Raw genomic sequence first — 14,243 nt, 5'->3', positions numbered from 1 at the left:
AAGCCAAAAGATCTGCTTTTTTAGGCAGATCTTTTGGCTTTGACTTACTTGATCATCATTTTAATCAACGATTCGATGCCGCCCATGCTCATGCCGCTGGCTTTCACGGCCTTTACAATATCGTTCATCGTTTTATCCGATACCGGAACCTTTGCCATATCCGATACCTGCTTAATCAGCTTGCGGAGCTCTTCTTCGTTCTGCATCGTGGATGCCGATACGCCGTTCGCCAATTTTTTCACCGCATTCTCGGAAATGTTTTTGCCGGTTTTCTTATTTATTGCATTAAGAACATCTTTGGAAAGATTCTTGTTACTCATACTTTTGCCCTCCTTCAATGTCGCTGAAGACCTCATAAGCATTAGCCTTGGAACATCATATGAGGAGGGCAAATGTTTGGTATAGGCGCATGTCTTAGCCTAACTGTTCAATTTCGTGCGTCTTTAAGCGGCCCATCAAATTCTCAACCGCGGACTTTGGAGAATTGTTGGCAAACAGCACGCTGTACAACTCTGCCGTGATGGGCATTTGCACATCGTATTGCTTCGCAAGCTCGTTTGCTGCGCGGGTCGTCCTTACGCCTTCCACGACCATGCCCATCCGCTCCAGAACTTCCTCAAGCGGCGTGCCGTCCGCCAGCATCGAGCCTGCACGCCAGTTCCGGCTGTGCTGACTCGTACAGGTGACAACCAGGTCGCCTACGCCCGCAAGACCCGCAAAGGTCAGCGGATTAGCGCCCATCGCCGTTCCAAGCCGGCTGATCTCGGCAAGACCGCGGGTAAGCAAAGCCGCTTTGGCGTTGTCGCCAAAGCCAAGGCCGTCTGACAAGCCTGCTCCAAGAGCGATAATATTCTTGATTGCGCCAGCCACTTCCACGCCAACCACGTCCGGGTTCGTGTAAACGCGGAAATAGCTGCTCATAAAAGCGTCTTGCGCCTGCTCCGCCGCGTTCATGTCCGCAGAAGCAACCACTACCGTTGTAGGCTGCTTGCGAATTACTTCCTCGGCATGGCTTGGACCCGACAACACGACTATCTTATCGGCAGGACGGTTCAGCTCCTCCGACAAAACCGTAGTCATACGTTTCAGCGTATCGGCCTCAAACCCTTTTGTCGCATGTACGACCAAAGCCTCTTTCGGCAAATAAGGAGCGGCTTGCTTCGCAACCGCCCTCATTGCCGATGAAGGAGCAACAAATAAAGCCAGCTCCACGTCGCTTAGAGCCTCCTGCATGTCCGTTGTCGCGTGAAGCGACAACGGCAGAGTAACGCCAGGCAAATATTTCTCGTTCTTATGACTGGCATTCATCTGGTCCGCATGCTCGGCAGACCGCGTCCACAGCTGTACATCGTAACCATTGCCGGCCAGTACAGCGGCAAGCGCGGTCCCCCAGCTGCCTGCCACCAGTACCGCCGCACGCCCTTTATGTTCCGACTTTGCTTGCGACATCCTTCCGATCACGACCCTTTCTTAGCACCAAGCTTGTTCTCTGTTCCTTGCAGCAGCTTAACAATATTCGTACGATGCCGTACAAATGCGAATACGCATAGAATGAGACTGACCGTTAATACGGGAGCGGAATAGAAGAAGATCGAAATAAGTACGGGAGTCAAAGCCGCGAAAATAAGCGATCCAAGCGATACGTAACGGGTAATGGCAATGACAATAATCGTAACAACCCCGGCGATTAGCGCCGGGACAAAGGCAAGCGCGGCAATTGCGCCAATCGTCGTCGCAATTCCTTTGCCGCCTTTGAAATTGAAATAGATCGGCCAATTATGTCCCATGATCGCCGCAAGGCCGCATAACGCAGGCGTCCAGTCAATCCCATCCAATCCGAGCCAGCGACCGATAAACACCGCTGCGATCCCTTTACCCAAATCAAGCACGAAGCAAAGCAGGCCCGGCCCTTTCCCCAGGACGCGGATCGTATTGGTAGCGCCTGCATTGCCGCTGCCATGCTCCCGGATATCTATGCCCTTAACCAGTCTGGCGATTACGATGCTAAACGATACCGAGCCAAGCAAGTAACTCAGAACAACCGCGATTACAGCGTATATCAAGCTTCTTCTCCCCTAATCTTCATCCGATTTCTTTCTAGTGAACAGACGGACAGGCGTTCCTTCAAAATCAAATGCCGCACGGATCTTGTTCTCGAGATAACGCTCGTATGAGAAGTGCATCATCTCCGGATTGTTCACGAAGATCACGATGGTAGGCGGCTTGGTTGCCACTTGGGTCACATAGTTGATTTTGAGGCGTTTGCCTTTATCCGTCGGTGGCGGGTTATAAGCAACCGCGTCAGACACGACGTCGTTAAGCAGATGGGTCTGAATCCGCATGGCATGCTGCTCCGATACATGGTTTACGACAGGCAGCAGCTTATGCAAGCGCTGTTTTGTCTTCGCGGACAAAAAGACGATAGGCGCGTACGTCATGAACAGGAAGTGGTCGCGGATATTTTGCGTGAATTCCTGCATGGTCTTGTCATCCTTCTCGACAACATCCCATTTGTTCACGACAAAGATCGAAGCCTTGCCCGCTTCATGCGCATAACCGGCGATATGCTTATCCTGCTCGATGATGCCTTCCTCGCCGTTAATGAGAACAAGCACAACATCGGCACGCTCGATTGCTTTTAAAGCGCGCATGACGCTGTATTTCTCCGTAGACTCGTAAACCTTGCCGCGTTTGCGCATGCCGGCCGTGTCGATCAGCACGTACTTCTGACCGTCGCGCTCGAACGGCGTATCGATCGCGTCGCGTGTAGTTCCGGCAACGTTGCTGACGATTACGCGCTCTTCCCCAAGCAGCGCGTTAACGAGCGACGATTTGCCGACGTTCGGGCGCCCGATCAAGGCTACGCGGATGACATCGTCGTCATAGCCGTCATCTTCAAGCTCCGGAAGCTTCTCAATCGCCGCATCCAGCATGTCGCCGATACCGAGGCCATGCGAGCCGGATACCGCAATCGGAGTACCGAAGCCCAAGCCGTAAAATTCGTAAATCTCGTCCATCCGGTTCAGGTTGTCCACTTTGTTGACAGCGAGAACGACCGGCTTATGGGATCGGAACAGCATTTGCGCCACTTCGTCATCCGCATGCGTAACGCCCGCTTTCGCGTCGCACATAAAGATAATAACGTCCGCTTCCTCAATAGCAAGCTCCGCTTGCATGCGGACGGATTTCATAATTTCATCTTCGCCATCGATTTCAATACCGCCTGTATCAACGATGCTGAATGCTTTACCATTCCATTCTCCTGGGCTGTAAAGACGGTCCCGGGTTACGCCCGGTTTATCTTCAACGATTGCCAGCCGATCGCCAACCACCCGGTTAAAAATGGTGGATTTGCCCACATTCGGGCGACCAACTATTGCAATAACGGGTCTTGCCATAGGTCAATGCTCACTCCTTCAGAAATACTCACGACTATCATCATAGCAAAAAACAACGTTCTTGGCTAACTTTACATCTTTTAATGATGGTTTACAATGACAATCGTGCCGTTTTTCAAGTCATGCGCACTGGCATCCAAAATTTTTTCAAGCAGGAAAGCGGTCTGCTGCATCGCCTTATCGTCCGGTTCAATAAAGATAGGCGCGCCACCGCCAACCTTCTCGTGCTGGGTGGTTACGACTGCAATGATTTTAGCCATTGTTCGGAGCCTCCTTATTAACGGAAGCCTCGGTAGGCATGCGGACGGCAGACTCCAGAATCGGAACTTTGTTAATGATCTGGAGCGCTTTCGTCGCGTCTTTCTCCTGCGGCAGGAAAAATACGGCAAGCCGTCCGTCCTTCATGTCCAGCTTAGCCATCGGAATAAGCGCCGGCTCCCCGTCATCCCGGTAAACGCCAAGAATCGTGGACAGATCGTACAGGATCGCCTGTCGTTGGCCGAGGTTCCCGATCGTTACTTTGCCATTAGGATTATAGGGAGTTAGGATAAAGCCCATTCCACGCTCCTTGATGATCTCCTGATTCGACTGCAGGCCAACGTTCATGATATAGATGTCGCCGACGAACAGGTCCGGACCGTCTACGCGAACCTCCGCTCCCTCGGTGCGGCATATGTGGGAAATCGTCTTCCCCGATTTTAGGAAGCGCACAAAGAGCAGCGACAGAATTCCGCCTGCGAAGCCAAGGTAAATGTTCCAAATGATAGAGAACAAGCTCGTCACCAGTGCCGTCATAATAACCAGGTAGTTCCGTCCCTCGAAGACCATCGCAATGCCTTCAATATAAGTGGAGCCTCGGCTGACAAGCTCCAGCTCGTCGATCTTGGTTAAAGTCTCTCTTTCCATCTTCCTCACGTCACGGAATTGCTGGGCGGCAAGCGACAGGAAAGTGATCGCCGTATAGTCCTTGTTGTAAAGGGCGGGAACGGCAACCGCTCCAAGCGCGGCGGCAATCACCCCAAGGGAGATATGAATGATCCGCCCGTGAGGGTAAGTCGGATACTGCCTGTAATCGGTAGTCAGCATAAGAAGCCGTGATACAATGCCAAATACGATTCCGAGCAATACGCCTAACAGCATTTTGTGCTCCACAAGATAAGCATTCATTCGGGTGAGCTTCCTCCTTTATTCCGCCAAGGGATGGCTATAAATCGCGTAACGCCGGTTCGCACGAGCAGGAACAGCAGGCTGATCAAGCGCGCAGCGACAAAAGCAATCCAAATGCTGTCCCACCACTGAAGCGAGCCGACGGACGCCTCATATGCGCCATGCTGCAGCAGGGCATGTACAAGCTCTGCTGCAGCGCCGGCATACAGCAGTACGGTTAATTGATGCTGCCCCTTCGACGAGAAGGCCGCTGCCAGCACGCCGGCTACAACGGGACCGTCCAGCAGCGGATCGAGCCAGAAGAACACGGGGTCAACGCTGTACATCTTCCTCACGCTCCCCCAGATCATGCCGGCCAGCAGGGCACAGATCAGAAGATACCCTCGCGAATCCCATACAAGCGGCCCGCGCATCGCAAGCAGGCTGATCAGCATCAGCAGGATTGTTCCCGCAAAAACATGAAGCTGAATGGATCCAAACCGGAAGGTTTCTTGTATCGGCTGAAGCGCCGCGCACACGGCAAGCGCAATAAAAAACCATCTTTTATGCTTAATTGTCAATCCGACAAAATCCGACCAGCCTGTTGAAATCAAAATAGCAGCCATTAGCATAATCCAGATGGAAATATATCCCGCATTCACTAGCAAAATCACCTCTCGTTGACCTATTATGCTCCAAATAAAAGGGGCTATTCCCGTTTTTTGCAATTCCGGAATAGAAAAAGAGGCCATTCCCGATTAGAACCTAATCAGGAATGGCCTCTTTATTACATCGATATTAAATTATTTCAATTTGCTCAGCTTATCGCCGAAACGCTCACCCAGCGAGTAGCTCATGCTGGAGCTGTTCAAGCTGACATTCGGGTTGTTGCCCAAATCTTCAGGCTTAACCTGAGGAGTACGCTCGCGTTGAGGTCTGCCCGATTTAGGAGCTTGCTCGGAAGCAGCCGGCTGCTCGGGAGCTTCTTCCGTTTCTTTGATGCTCAGGCTTACGCGTTTTTCGGCAGGGTTGAAATCAAGCACTTTCGCTTGCACTTCTTGGCCCTCTTTCAGAACTTCGAAAGGAGTTGCGATGTGACGGTGAGCGATTTGCGAGATGTGCACAAGGCCTTCAACGCCCGGAGCGATTTCAACGAATGCGCCGAAAGTAACAAGGCGGCGAACCGTACCCGTTACGATGTCGCCAACGTTGAATTGGCCGGCGGCGGATTCCCAAGGACCTGGTTGAGCCGCTTTGATGCTCAGGCTGATTTTGCCTGCCGCAGGATCGACTTTAAGCACTTTAACCGTAACCTTTTGGCCTTCGGATACAACATCCTTCGGATGAGCAACATGCTGCCAGGACAGCTCGGAAACGTGAACCAGACCGTCGATGCCGCCGATATCCACGAAAGCGCCGAACGGAGTCAAGCGTTGCACGGTACCTTCAAGCTGCGCGCCAACTTGCAGGCCGGCAATGACTTGTTGTTTGTTTTGCTCGTACTCAGCGTCCAGCACGTCTTTTGCCGACAGGATCACTTTGTTGTTCTCGCGGTCGATTTCTTTTACTTTAACGCGGAGCGTGCGGCCTTTGTAATCGCTGAAATCTTCAACGAAATGGCGCTCTACCATCGAAGCGGGAATGAACCCGCGTACGCCAACGTCAGCCACAAGGCCGCCTTTTACAACGTCGGCAACCGCTACTTCGAATACTTCTCCGCTTTCGAAACGGCTTTGCAGAACGTCCCAAGCTTTCTCGCCGTCGATCAGACGCTTCGAAAGAACAAGCTTTTCCTTCTCGTCGTCGATGCTGACAACTTTCAGTTCAACCTCTTGGCCAACTTGAACGGCATCGTTTGCGTTATCCAGCTGCACAGCGGAAAGCTCGCGAACCGGAATGACGCCGTCATATTTATATCCAAGGCTTACATAAGCTTGGTTATCATCGATTTTGATGATTGTACCTTTAACAGTATCGCCTTTTTTCAAGGACACAAAGTTGTCCATTGCTGCCTGGTCTTGAACATTGATTTCTTCTGACATGGAAATAACCTCCTCAATTCATACCCCAACTTTATTTAAATCCGCTTTCACGATGAAAAGCAGTATTTAAAACACCTGTTATTTGTTCTTCTCAATCATCTCGTAAATCCGAGACATAATGGCATCCGTAATACGGTCCAGCTTATCCGGCGAGGATTCATTTATAATAGCAGAAATATCAACCGGTTTGCCGTAGAAAACTCTCATTTTACGGAAAAGCTTATAATGGCCAACTACCGCTACGGGGATTATTGCAGCTCCGCTGCGGTAAGCAATCATGGCTGCGCCTTTCTTTGCCGCGGCTCCGTCGCTGTTGCGAGTGCCCTCCGGGAAAATTCCCATCACTTTTCCTTCGCCAAGAAGGTTAAGCGCGGCGCGGATCGCATCCTTGCCGACGCCACGTTTTACGGGAAACGCGCCCCATGCCCGGATCAAGGATCCAAATACAGGGATTTTGAACAACTCGTCTTTCGCCATATAATGAACCTTGCGCGGCACCCTGATGCCGACAGCAGGCGGATCAAGCAGGCTGATATGGTTGGAACATAGAATAACGGATCCTTCTTTCGGAATATTTTCCAATCCCCGGACTTCCAGGCGGAACAATAATCCGTACAGGACATTAAACACGGCCCTAAAAATGCCATATAACATTAGTTTACTTCGCCTCCGCCAATTTGGTTCGGCTTAATTTCACAATGGAAGCCGCAACTTCATCGATTGACATCGACGTGCTGTCAAGTACAATGGCGTCCTTTGCGCAAATGAGCGGCGAAATCTCGCGCTGCTCATCCAAGCGGTCGCGTTCCGCGATCTCCCGTTCAAGCTGCTCCAAAGTGATCGACTGCGTTCCCGCGATCTCTTTGTAACGCCGCTGTGCGCGTTCTTGTACGGATGCGGTGAGGAAAATCTTCAGCTCGGCGCCCGGCAGCACATGCGACCCGATATCCCGGCCGTCCATGACAACGCCTTTGCGCTCCGCGAGTTGCCGTTGGAGCTTGCTAAGCATTTCTCTTACGGTTTCATTTGCTGCAATATGCGAGACGGCAAGCGTGACTTCCCTGGAACGGATCAGATCCGTTATATTCTCGCCATTCAAGAAGACGGCTTGACCTTTATCGCCCGGCGCCAGCTTGATATCCAGCGTCTTAGCGTGCTCAGCCAGTCTTTCATTGTCCCGCGGCTCAATTCCCGCCCTCTGGGCACTTAGTGTAACAGCCCGATACATCGCTCCCGTATCGATATAGATGTAATCTAGCTGTTCGGCAACCTTGCGTGCGACCGTACTCTTCCCTGCACCGGCAGGACCGTCTATCGCAATGTTGATTCGGTCGCTGTCACCGTCTTGCTGCATCACCAACATTCTACCTCCCCAAAAGAATTAACACACTGCGTACGTGTTGATTCTTGCATCGATAGCCTAAGCCTAATCAAAAGGCTAGCCGAATGCTGACGTTGATGCGGGCATCTGCTTCTCAGGCATTAACGGCTTGGCCGGTCCAAAAGGGCCGAAACCCTTTGAAAATAACCGGGAGTATGTATCATCTCCGGCGAATTCCACAATAACTTGGAATTCAAGAAAAAAGCAGGCACCGCCTGCGATCGTGAAAATTATACCACACAATATACGCAGATGCAAAAACCGCAATTGCCCAAAACCGCTGTCGCCCGGGGCTTAGAAGGCTAGCGGTATGCTTCGCCCTCCCAATGCTCGACGGCTGTCACCCAGTGTCGAACTGTGTCGTTTTGAAGCAAAATTTGCGACAATACCACGGCGATTATAAGGATGAAAGCAAACCTGACGAGCCGTTTCGACACGGCCTCCATTTGCTTTTTCAACTCTTCTTCGTCCTCTGCAATCCGCATCCGGCTTCCATCCTTTTCCTTGTCTTTCAGCATAGGATGCGTAACCGGAGACTATCTTATGCAGCCTTATCTTCCGCGGAATTCCAGCTGTCTCTCGAAGCAGAATCTGATAATTTTTTGTCGTTCGCTGTCGCTGATGGCAATAAATTTGCTCATGACCTGCTTGCGTCCCGTTGCGAGATCGACAACCCGCACCACCTCCGCCTTGAAGGAAGCATGCTCAAGCGTTCCGTTCTTGTAGGGAATCAACAGCCAGCAGTCCATTTCCATACCGGAAGCAATCGGCCATTTCCCGTCGCAAATGAAGGAAATCCCCCCACCGCCCACGTCATCGGTAACGGTGACGAAACGGACATTGCCCGACAAATTTACCGCGATTTCAAGATCGGCTGACACGCGAAGGAAATGCCGGCGCTGGATCTTCGTAATCCGTTCTGGATCCGGCTTTCGGATCTTGATCAGCTTTACGACGTCATCCCGGAAGCCAATGACATGCGAGTCGAAATAATGCTTTATGCCTTCGTCGGATACGTAATGAACCGACAGCTCGTCCCCTAAAAAAAGCCGTTTCATCCGGCCCGAATTTATATTGAGCGGATTCTCGATAAGCAAACCGTCTTCCAGCTCATCCGCAATTCTGGCTTTGTATTGGGCAGCTGCCTCTTCTTCGTCAGCTGATGCGATCTCGAAAAACAACATTTGGTTTACTCTAGGCAACAATTGGCTCCCCTCCCATATTGGTGTTTATTATAACACGTCAATATGAGGGGAGCCATATCGTTATTTGCCGGAACTTGTCCGTTTGTCGAGCGGTGACAGCTCCTCAATCGATTCTTCGACACCGTTCTCCGCATTGATGTAAATTCGGTAATCGCTGCCGTTAATGCTGCCCGTAAATTCGTAACATAAAGTTTCTTCGCCCATTTCGTTCACGATCAGGGCCATCTGATCGTTTGCCACCTTGAATTCCGGGTTAAGCGCTTTGCGCGCTTCTGCTTTAGTCAGCTTTGCTTTCGGAATGCTGCGCTTATGCTGTTCATACACGTAGTCGTTAGCCTGAAGACCGACCGCTTCCCCGTTATCCAGCGCTACCTTAACCGTCAGCTTCTCCGGATAGATAAGCACGCCGTTTTGCGTGCTGACAAAGGTGAAGGCGCCTGTATTATCGAACATATTGTAGCTCACCGCCCTCATGCCTTTAAAGCCATGGTCATTCAAGAACTGCTCGGCCGAAGCTTGCGCCTCTCTCTGACCGATCCTTTTCTCGCCGATATCGCGGGAATCCATAAACCAGATCAGCTTTCCGCCTCTTTGCGTAAAATCCATCTGCAGCTTCTGGCCCGACTTCGGATCGGTCACCGTAGCGGAGTAAGAAGAATACTCCGTGCCTTTGCCGTTTTCTACCACGCGGATTTCCGCCGGCTTCCTGCCGAGGAATTCCTCTACTCGCTTCTTCACGTCTTCAGCCGTAACCATGCTGCCGCTCAGCATGTTGATAGTGCGCTTCTGGTACATGCTTGCGACCGAAGGACCCCAGTTAATCTCAGGGTACTCGCTAACTTTTTTGTCTACCGTTTTGAAACCGTCTATAATCGTATTGTCATTCGGCGAGTTCTGCTTGGCGAGAGCAACCTCGACATCCATCCAGCGCAGATGATCGCTCAGCACCTTCTCCTGCATCTTGTATAAATCCTTCGAAATATCCTCGGACTTGGCATACAAGGTTTTCAGCGTCTTGAACTCGTCTTGGGACAAAGGCTGCTTAGTCAAATCCCTGACGGAGGTTTTGTAAGCGAAATTGGAGATGTGGGACAGGAAATCTTCCGCTTCGTTGAAAGGCAGCATCGTCAAAGGAAGCTGGTTGATTTCGTTCTGCGCCTGACTTGTCAGACGCCACACGTTCACGAGCCCTTTGCGGTGGTAGCTTTGGGAAGTGGAGTTGACAGCCAGCGTATTGCCTAGTTGCTGATGCAGCTGCTCGACATGATAGGTGAGATCATGGAAAGCGCGTTGGTACTGGTTTTCGGCCTTTATAAGAATCGAGTTTTTCTCTTGGTGCTCTTGGTAGCCCCAGTACACTGAGCCAATTAAGAAAAGCGTCATGATGGGGAACAACACCGCGCTTAGACGTTTATACATAACAAAAAAGCTCCTTTCTTCTGCAAAACCTAGCGTTAGTTTGGTTTGCGGAAGGGAGCTTTATGCATCTGTGTCAAATGCTGTGTTCCTCGATATCGAGGTCGTTTGTGTTATTGCAAATACATTGCTTGAAGCCGGTGTCGATCATCCCTTTTTCCCGCTTGCCGCGAAGAACAAACTTCTCGCCGCATACGTTGCACCGGATTGTTACCTTAACTCTCGGTTCCATTCCTTGCCTCCGTCATTTTAACAAATATTACTAATCAGTATTGACGAAAGACTTACAGTTTAACCTCGTCTTCACGGCTGATGAAGCGGAACGGCGAGCGTGAATTGGCACGGTTCATTTTGCGGAGTCCCCATACCCACAAGGCCACCATAAACGGGATGATCACGTAAATCCAATTGGTCTTGAACGAAATCATGATATAGTCGTATGTTCCGTGAAGCAGCAACGGAAGACATAACGAAATCGCCAAATATACGTTACGTTTGGAAGAAGTAGCAAACTTCGCCTTGCCGACGTAATACCCCATCATGACGCCAAACAGCGCATGCCCGGAAACGGGCAATAGCGCGCGCATGAGCAAGGTTCCGAACGTGGAAGGCGAGTAAACCGCGTACAATACGTTTTCCAGCGTTGCAAAGCCAAGCGAGATCGATGCCGCATAGACAATCCCGTCATACGGCTCGTCGAACTCGGTGTGGTTGTAAATCATATGATAGAGCACGAACCATTTCAGAAATTCCTCAATGCCGGCCGACTCTACAAAAGAGAACAGCATGGGCTGATGGTCGCCGAACCATAGCTGCAGCCCGCGTTGAATGACTACGATCGGCACGACGATGAGGACGCCGAGCAGAAACATGCGAACGACCATATGAATCGGCTCTGCGTCATAACGGTCCTTCAGATACAAATACGTAAGCAGCGATATACCCGGGGCCACCGCGGCAGTCAGCACAGAAAACAATAGCAATTCGATGTTTCACCTCCCAGGCATCCGGCGGCTGCGCAGCCGCCGGTTATACCCAGCCGCGATAACGCACCGCCTCTGCCATTTTGCGTACGCCTGCCATATAGGCGGCAAGCCGCATGTTTACGTTTCTTGATTTGTGAATCTCATATACTTGGTTAAAGCCGCGGATCATCATGACGCGCAGCCGGTCATCCACTTCTTGTTCATCCCAGTAGAAGCCTTGATTGTTCTGGACCCATTCGAAATAGGACACGATAACCCCTCCGGCGCTTGCCAGAACATCCGGAACAAGAAGAATGCCCCGTTCGGTTAAAATCCTTGTCGCTTCGAGGGTTGTTGGACCATTGGCCGCTTCCACAACAATAGTCGCCTTGATACGCGGAGCGTTCTCCTCCGTAATCTGGTTCTCGATGGCGGCCGGAACAAGCACGTCGCATTCCAGCTCGAGCAGATCGCTGTTGGATATCGTCTGCGGAAACAGATTCGTTACGTTGCCGAAGGAATCTCTCCTGTCGAGCAAGTAAGGAATATCTAATCCATCTTCATTATACAACGCTCCGTTCACATCGGATATACCAATTACGCGCGCACCGGCCTCATGCATGAATTTGGCAAGGTAACTTCCGGCATTGCCGAAGCCTTGAATGACAATTCTTGCCTTATTCAGCTCGATTCCCTTAAGGGCCAGCGCCTCATGAATCATAATGACAACGCCGCGAGCCGTTGCCGTTTCCCGTCCTCTGGAGCCGCCGAGCACAATTGGCTTGCCGGTAATGAAGCCGGGAGAATCGAACTCCCTAATCCGGCTGTACTCATCCAGCATCCATGCCATAATTTGCGAATTGGTCATGACATCCGGTGCCGGAATGTCTTTCGTGGGACCCACAATCTGGCTTACGGCGCGAACATACCCGCGGCTGAGCCGCTCGAGCTCCCCAAAAGACATTTTTCTGGGATCGCAGATCACTCCGCCTTTTCCTCCGCCGTACGGCAGGTCGGCGATTCCGCATTTCAAGCTCATCCAGATGGATAACGCCTTTACCTCATTCTCCGTTACGGCCGGATGGAAGCGGACTCCGCCTTTAGTTGGACCAACCGCATCGTTATGCTGAGCCCGGTAACCGGTAAACACCTTCGTCTTCCCGTCATCCATCTTGACGGGGATCCTGACGCTCAAGATACGCATAGGTTCCTTCAAGAGTTCAATCATATCTTCTTTATAGCCAAGCTTCAATAGGGCTTCTTCGATTACTACCTGTGTTGATTTGAGCACATCGTTCTTATCCGCCATCATTTCAAGTTCACCCGCCTTTGTCTACTTGTAATATGAGCGTGTATACATCACGATATTCCAAAAGGGGTCCAGAACATGCAAGAAGAGCACCTGCAGACGGTAGGGTCTGCCGATGCTCCACATTCATGTGCTGCTCAATTATAGAAATGAGTGCAAATTTCCCGGACAGCTTGAGATGGCATAATTACCTTGCCGTACTCCTCCAGCATCGCGTAGGTAACGGATGTCGCTTCTCCGTATTCGGCAAGCAGCGCGATAACAGCGTTATGACGCGCCGTTTCGATCAAAGCCGGTTCAAGGGCCAGGATCCATTTTCCGTTGTAGGAGTACAACCGTCCATCCTCCGTAAGCGAAGCAGCCTGGAGCTGTTTGCATACATTAATGACATCCTCAAAATCCCGGAATGAATACATCACGATATCGCTCTGCTCCATCGTAACTTCCATCTCGTATATCTCGTCTTCCGTGTCTTCGTCATCGGTTGACCGTTCATCGGATAGACCGTTCATCTTGCCACGGGTGACTATCACCACCATACCTTGGGCGGGGAGTGCAAACACTTCGACCGCAAGAGGGCCGCTGGCATCGAAACCAAGTTCACTGTATGCTTGTTCCATCATTTCACTGAATAGATCGTGTACTTTGGGAATTTCGCGCCACATGTCCTCCTTCTGGATCCCACGCTCGAGCAGGTCGTCGAACGTCAGGAAAATCCGTATCTTGTCCTGACTAAGCCGTTCGATTTTCATGACAGGATCCCTCCTCTGCAGCATCTGTTGTAAACAGCGTATGAAATTATTAGCAAGATGTGATCAAAATGATCAAATCGTACTATGTATTACTTTAACATGTCTGTCCCCGGATTGCACCTAAAATAGGCAAAAAAAGAATCGCTTGAGCAGCGCTAGGCTTGAAGCGCGTACATCAACCGATTCCAAAAAACTGCTTCATTTAATGCGGTTTGAAAGACGATTCCGCCATGATCTGGCTCGCCTGCTCCTTAAGTCCGGGATCGCTGTTGATCAGCTGTTCAACCTGCTCCCAGCCTCCTCCGTGCTTTGCGGCGGTATCGTCTGAATGCTTTGGGGCCATATCGGCGGCCGCCATTGCTTTCGTCATTCCTCGCTTCATCATCATCGATGCGGCACTTCTGCCAATGGATGAGCATGCGCTCGCAAGCGAGCTGGATGCCCAGGCCGCCATTCCTGGTCTTTTGCGTGATACGTATACGGCTGCCGCAATTCCTGCGACGGCGCCTAACATAAACCCGCCGATTCTCATGGCTATCGTTACCTCCTTCGGGGATAGTTGCAACATATATTTTCTCCCTCATAACCTGTGGCATCCACCACAAATTAAGGAAGCGAGGCGGGAAACG

Annotated in this window: 18 protein-coding genes; all 18 read right to left on the bottom strand. The window is 51.1% G+C overall.

Annotated elements, in window-relative coordinates:
* Positions 1 to 44: 44 nt before the first annotated feature.
* The 18 genes from EV294_RS05850 to EV294_RS05770 all read right to left on the bottom strand — a co-directional run bounded on the left by EV294_RS05850 (position 45) and on the right by EV294_RS05770 (position 14,182).
* The gene (locus tag EV294_RS05850; RefSeq protein ID WP_132304672.1) at positions 45 to 320 is read right to left on the bottom strand and encodes a stage VI sporulation protein F; all 276 of its coding nucleotides are present in this window, start codon (positions 318 to 320) and stop codon (positions 45 to 47) included.
* A gap of 94 nt (positions 321 to 414) precedes the next feature.
* Positions 415 to 1,449 carry an NAD(P)H-dependent glycerol-3-phosphate dehydrogenase gene (locus EV294_RS05845; RefSeq protein ID WP_132304670.1) on the bottom strand — a complete coding sequence of 345 codons (1,035 nt, stop codon included), beginning with the start codon at positions 1,447 to 1,449 and terminating at the stop codon, positions 415 to 417.
* A gap of 8 nt (positions 1,450 to 1,457) precedes the next feature.
* Positions 1,458 to 2,063 carry a glycerol-3-phosphate 1-O-acyltransferase PlsY gene (gene plsY, locus EV294_RS05840; RefSeq protein WP_132304668.1) on the bottom strand — a complete coding sequence of 202 codons (606 nt, stop codon included), beginning with the start codon at positions 2,061 to 2,063 and terminating at the stop codon, positions 1,458 to 1,460.
* Positions 2,064 to 2,075: 12 nt separating this feature from the next.
* Positions 2,076 to 3,398: a ribosome biogenesis GTPase Der gene (gene der / locus EV294_RS05835; protein ID WP_127494203.1), complete on the bottom strand. Its 1,323-nt coding sequence runs from the start codon at positions 3,396 to 3,398 to the stop codon at positions 2,076 to 2,078.
* An 80-nt stretch (positions 3,399 to 3,478) separates the two neighbouring features.
* Positions 3,479 to 3,658 carry a capping complex subunit for YIEGIA gene (locus EV294_RS05830; protein ID WP_132304666.1) on the bottom strand — a complete coding sequence of 60 codons (180 nt, stop codon included), beginning with the start codon at positions 3,656 to 3,658 and terminating at the stop codon, positions 3,479 to 3,481.
* Positions 3,651 to 4,565, bottom strand: a complete 915-nt coding sequence (locus EV294_RS05825) for a YIEGIA family protein (RefSeq protein WP_132304664.1) — start codon at positions 4,563 to 4,565, stop codon at positions 3,651 to 3,653. Before EV294_RS05825 ends, EV294_RS05830 begins: the two co-directional genes overlap by 8 nt.
* Entirely contained in the window at positions 4,562 to 5,206 is a 645-nt protein-coding gene (locus EV294_RS05820; protein WP_132304662.1) for a YphA family membrane protein, read from the bottom strand. Before EV294_RS05820 ends, EV294_RS05825 begins: the two co-directional genes overlap by 4 nt.
* Positions 5,207 to 5,347: 141 nt before the next feature.
* A complete protein-coding gene (gene rpsA, locus EV294_RS05815; protein ID WP_132304660.1) occupies positions 5,348 to 6,586 on the bottom strand; it encodes a 30S ribosomal protein S1 in 1,239 nt (412 codons plus the stop codon).
* Between the two features lie 78 nt (positions 6,587 to 6,664).
* Positions 6,665 to 7,240 (bottom strand): lysophospholipid acyltransferase family protein, encoded by a 576-nt coding sequence (locus EV294_RS05810; RefSeq protein WP_132304658.1) that lies wholly within the window; start codon positions 7,238 to 7,240, stop codon positions 6,665 to 6,667.
* 4 nt (positions 7,241 to 7,244) lie between these two features.
* On the bottom strand, positions 7,245 to 7,949 hold the full coding sequence (cmk, locus tag EV294_RS05805) for a (d)CMP kinase (RefSeq protein ID WP_207918104.1): 705 nt from the start codon (positions 7,947 to 7,949) through the stop codon (positions 7,245 to 7,247).
* A gap of 320 nt (positions 7,950 to 8,269) precedes the next feature.
* Positions 8,270 to 8,452, bottom strand: coding sequence for a hypothetical protein (locus EV294_RS05800; RefSeq protein ID WP_132304654.1), 183 nt, complete (start codon positions 8,450 to 8,452; stop codon positions 8,270 to 8,272).
* Positions 8,453 to 8,518: 66 nt separating this feature from the next.
* Positions 8,519 to 9,172, bottom strand: coding sequence for a flagellar brake protein (locus EV294_RS05795; protein WP_132304652.1), 654 nt, complete (start codon positions 9,170 to 9,172; stop codon positions 8,519 to 8,521).
* Positions 9,173 to 9,232: 60 nt separating this feature from the next.
* Positions 9,233 to 10,591 (bottom strand): germination protein YpeB, encoded by a 1,359-nt coding sequence (ypeB, locus tag EV294_RS05790; RefSeq protein ID WP_132304650.1) that lies wholly within the window; start codon positions 10,589 to 10,591, stop codon positions 9,233 to 9,235.
* A gap of 73 nt (positions 10,592 to 10,664) precedes the next feature.
* A complete protein-coding gene (locus EV294_RS30230; protein WP_015843979.1) occupies positions 10,665 to 10,820 on the bottom strand; it encodes a hypothetical protein in 156 nt (51 codons plus the stop codon).
* A gap of 52 nt (positions 10,821 to 10,872) precedes the next feature.
* Entirely contained in the window at positions 10,873 to 11,571 is a 699-nt protein-coding gene (prsW, locus tag EV294_RS05785) for a glutamic-type intramembrane protease PrsW (protein WP_132304648.1), read from the bottom strand.
* A gap of 46 nt (positions 11,572 to 11,617) precedes the next feature.
* On the bottom strand, positions 11,618 to 12,865 hold the full coding sequence (locus EV294_RS05780; RefSeq protein ID WP_132304646.1) for a Glu/Leu/Phe/Val family dehydrogenase: 1,248 nt from the start codon (positions 12,863 to 12,865) through the stop codon (positions 11,618 to 11,620).
* 134 nt (positions 12,866 to 12,999) lie between these two features.
* On the bottom strand, positions 13,000 to 13,614 hold the full coding sequence (locus EV294_RS05775; RefSeq protein WP_132304644.1) for a genetic competence negative regulator: 615 nt from the start codon (positions 13,612 to 13,614) through the stop codon (positions 13,000 to 13,002).
* A 202-nt stretch (positions 13,615 to 13,816) separates the two neighbouring features.
* Positions 13,817 to 14,182 (bottom strand): hypothetical protein, encoded by a 366-nt coding sequence (locus EV294_RS05770; RefSeq protein WP_132304642.1) that lies wholly within the window; start codon positions 14,180 to 14,182, stop codon positions 13,817 to 13,819.
* Positions 14,183 to 14,243: the final 61 nt, after the last annotated feature.

Origin of the sequence: Paenibacillus sp. BK033 (assembly GCF_004345425.1) — a bacterium.
Taxonomy (GTDB): Bacteria; Bacillota; Bacilli; order Paenibacillales; family Paenibacillaceae; genus Pristimantibacillus.
Note: the sequence above shows the minus strand (reverse complement) of the source record. Positions and strands in the feature narration are given on the sequence as shown.

What these genes read in the sequence shown, in the direction of transcription:
- EV294_RS05775 (WP_132304644.1), bottom strand. Translation starts at nt 13,614, where the DNA reads ATGAAAATCGAACGGCTTAGTCAGGACAAGATACGGATTTTCCTGACG.
- EV294_RS05830 (WP_132304666.1), bottom strand. Translation starts at nt 3,658, where the DNA reads ATGGCTAAAATCATTGCAGTCGTAACCACCCAGCACGAGAAGGTTGGC.
- EV294_RS05780 (WP_132304646.1), bottom strand. Translation starts at nt 12,865, where the DNA reads ATGATGGCGGATAAGAACGATGTGCTCAAATCAACACAGGTAGTAATC.
- EV294_RS30230 (WP_015843979.1), bottom strand. Translation starts at nt 10,820, where the DNA reads ATGGAACCGAGAGTTAAGGTAACAATCCGGTGCAACGTATGCGGCGAG.
- EV294_RS05825 (WP_132304664.1), bottom strand. Translation starts at nt 4,565, where the DNA reads ATGAATGCTTATCTTGTGGAGCACAAAATGCTGTTAGGCGTATTGCTC.
- EV294_RS05810 (WP_132304658.1), bottom strand. Translation starts at nt 7,240, where the DNA reads ATGTTATATGGCATTTTTAGGGCCGTGTTTAATGTCCTGTACGGATTA.
- cmk (WP_207918104.1), bottom strand. Translation starts at nt 7,949, where the DNA reads ATGTTGGTGATGCAGCAAGACGGTGACAGCGACCGAATCAACATTGCG.
- rpsA (WP_132304660.1), bottom strand. Translation starts at nt 6,586, where the DNA reads ATGTCAGAAGAAATCAATGTTCAAGACCAGGCAGCAATGGACAACTTT.
- EV294_RS05770 (WP_132304642.1), bottom strand. Translation starts at nt 14,182, where the DNA reads ATGTTGCAACTATCCCCGAAGGAGGTAACGATAGCCATGAGAATCGGC.
- EV294_RS05850 (WP_132304672.1), bottom strand. Translation starts at nt 320, where the DNA reads ATGAGTAACAAGAATCTTTCCAAAGATGTTCTTAATGCAATAAATAAG.
- ypeB (WP_132304650.1), bottom strand. Translation starts at nt 10,591, where the DNA reads ATGTATAAACGTCTAAGCGCGGTGTTGTTCCCCATCATGACGCTTTTC.
- EV294_RS05845 (WP_132304670.1), bottom strand. Translation starts at nt 1,449, where the DNA reads ATGTCGCAAGCAAAGTCGGAACATAAAGGGCGTGCGGCGGTACTGGTG.
- EV294_RS05800 (WP_132304654.1), bottom strand. Translation starts at nt 8,452, where the DNA reads ATGCGGATTGCAGAGGACGAAGAAGAGTTGAAAAAGCAAATGGAGGCC.
- der (WP_127494203.1), bottom strand. Translation starts at nt 3,398, where the DNA reads ATGGCAAGACCCGTTATTGCAATAGTTGGTCGCCCGAATGTGGGCAAA.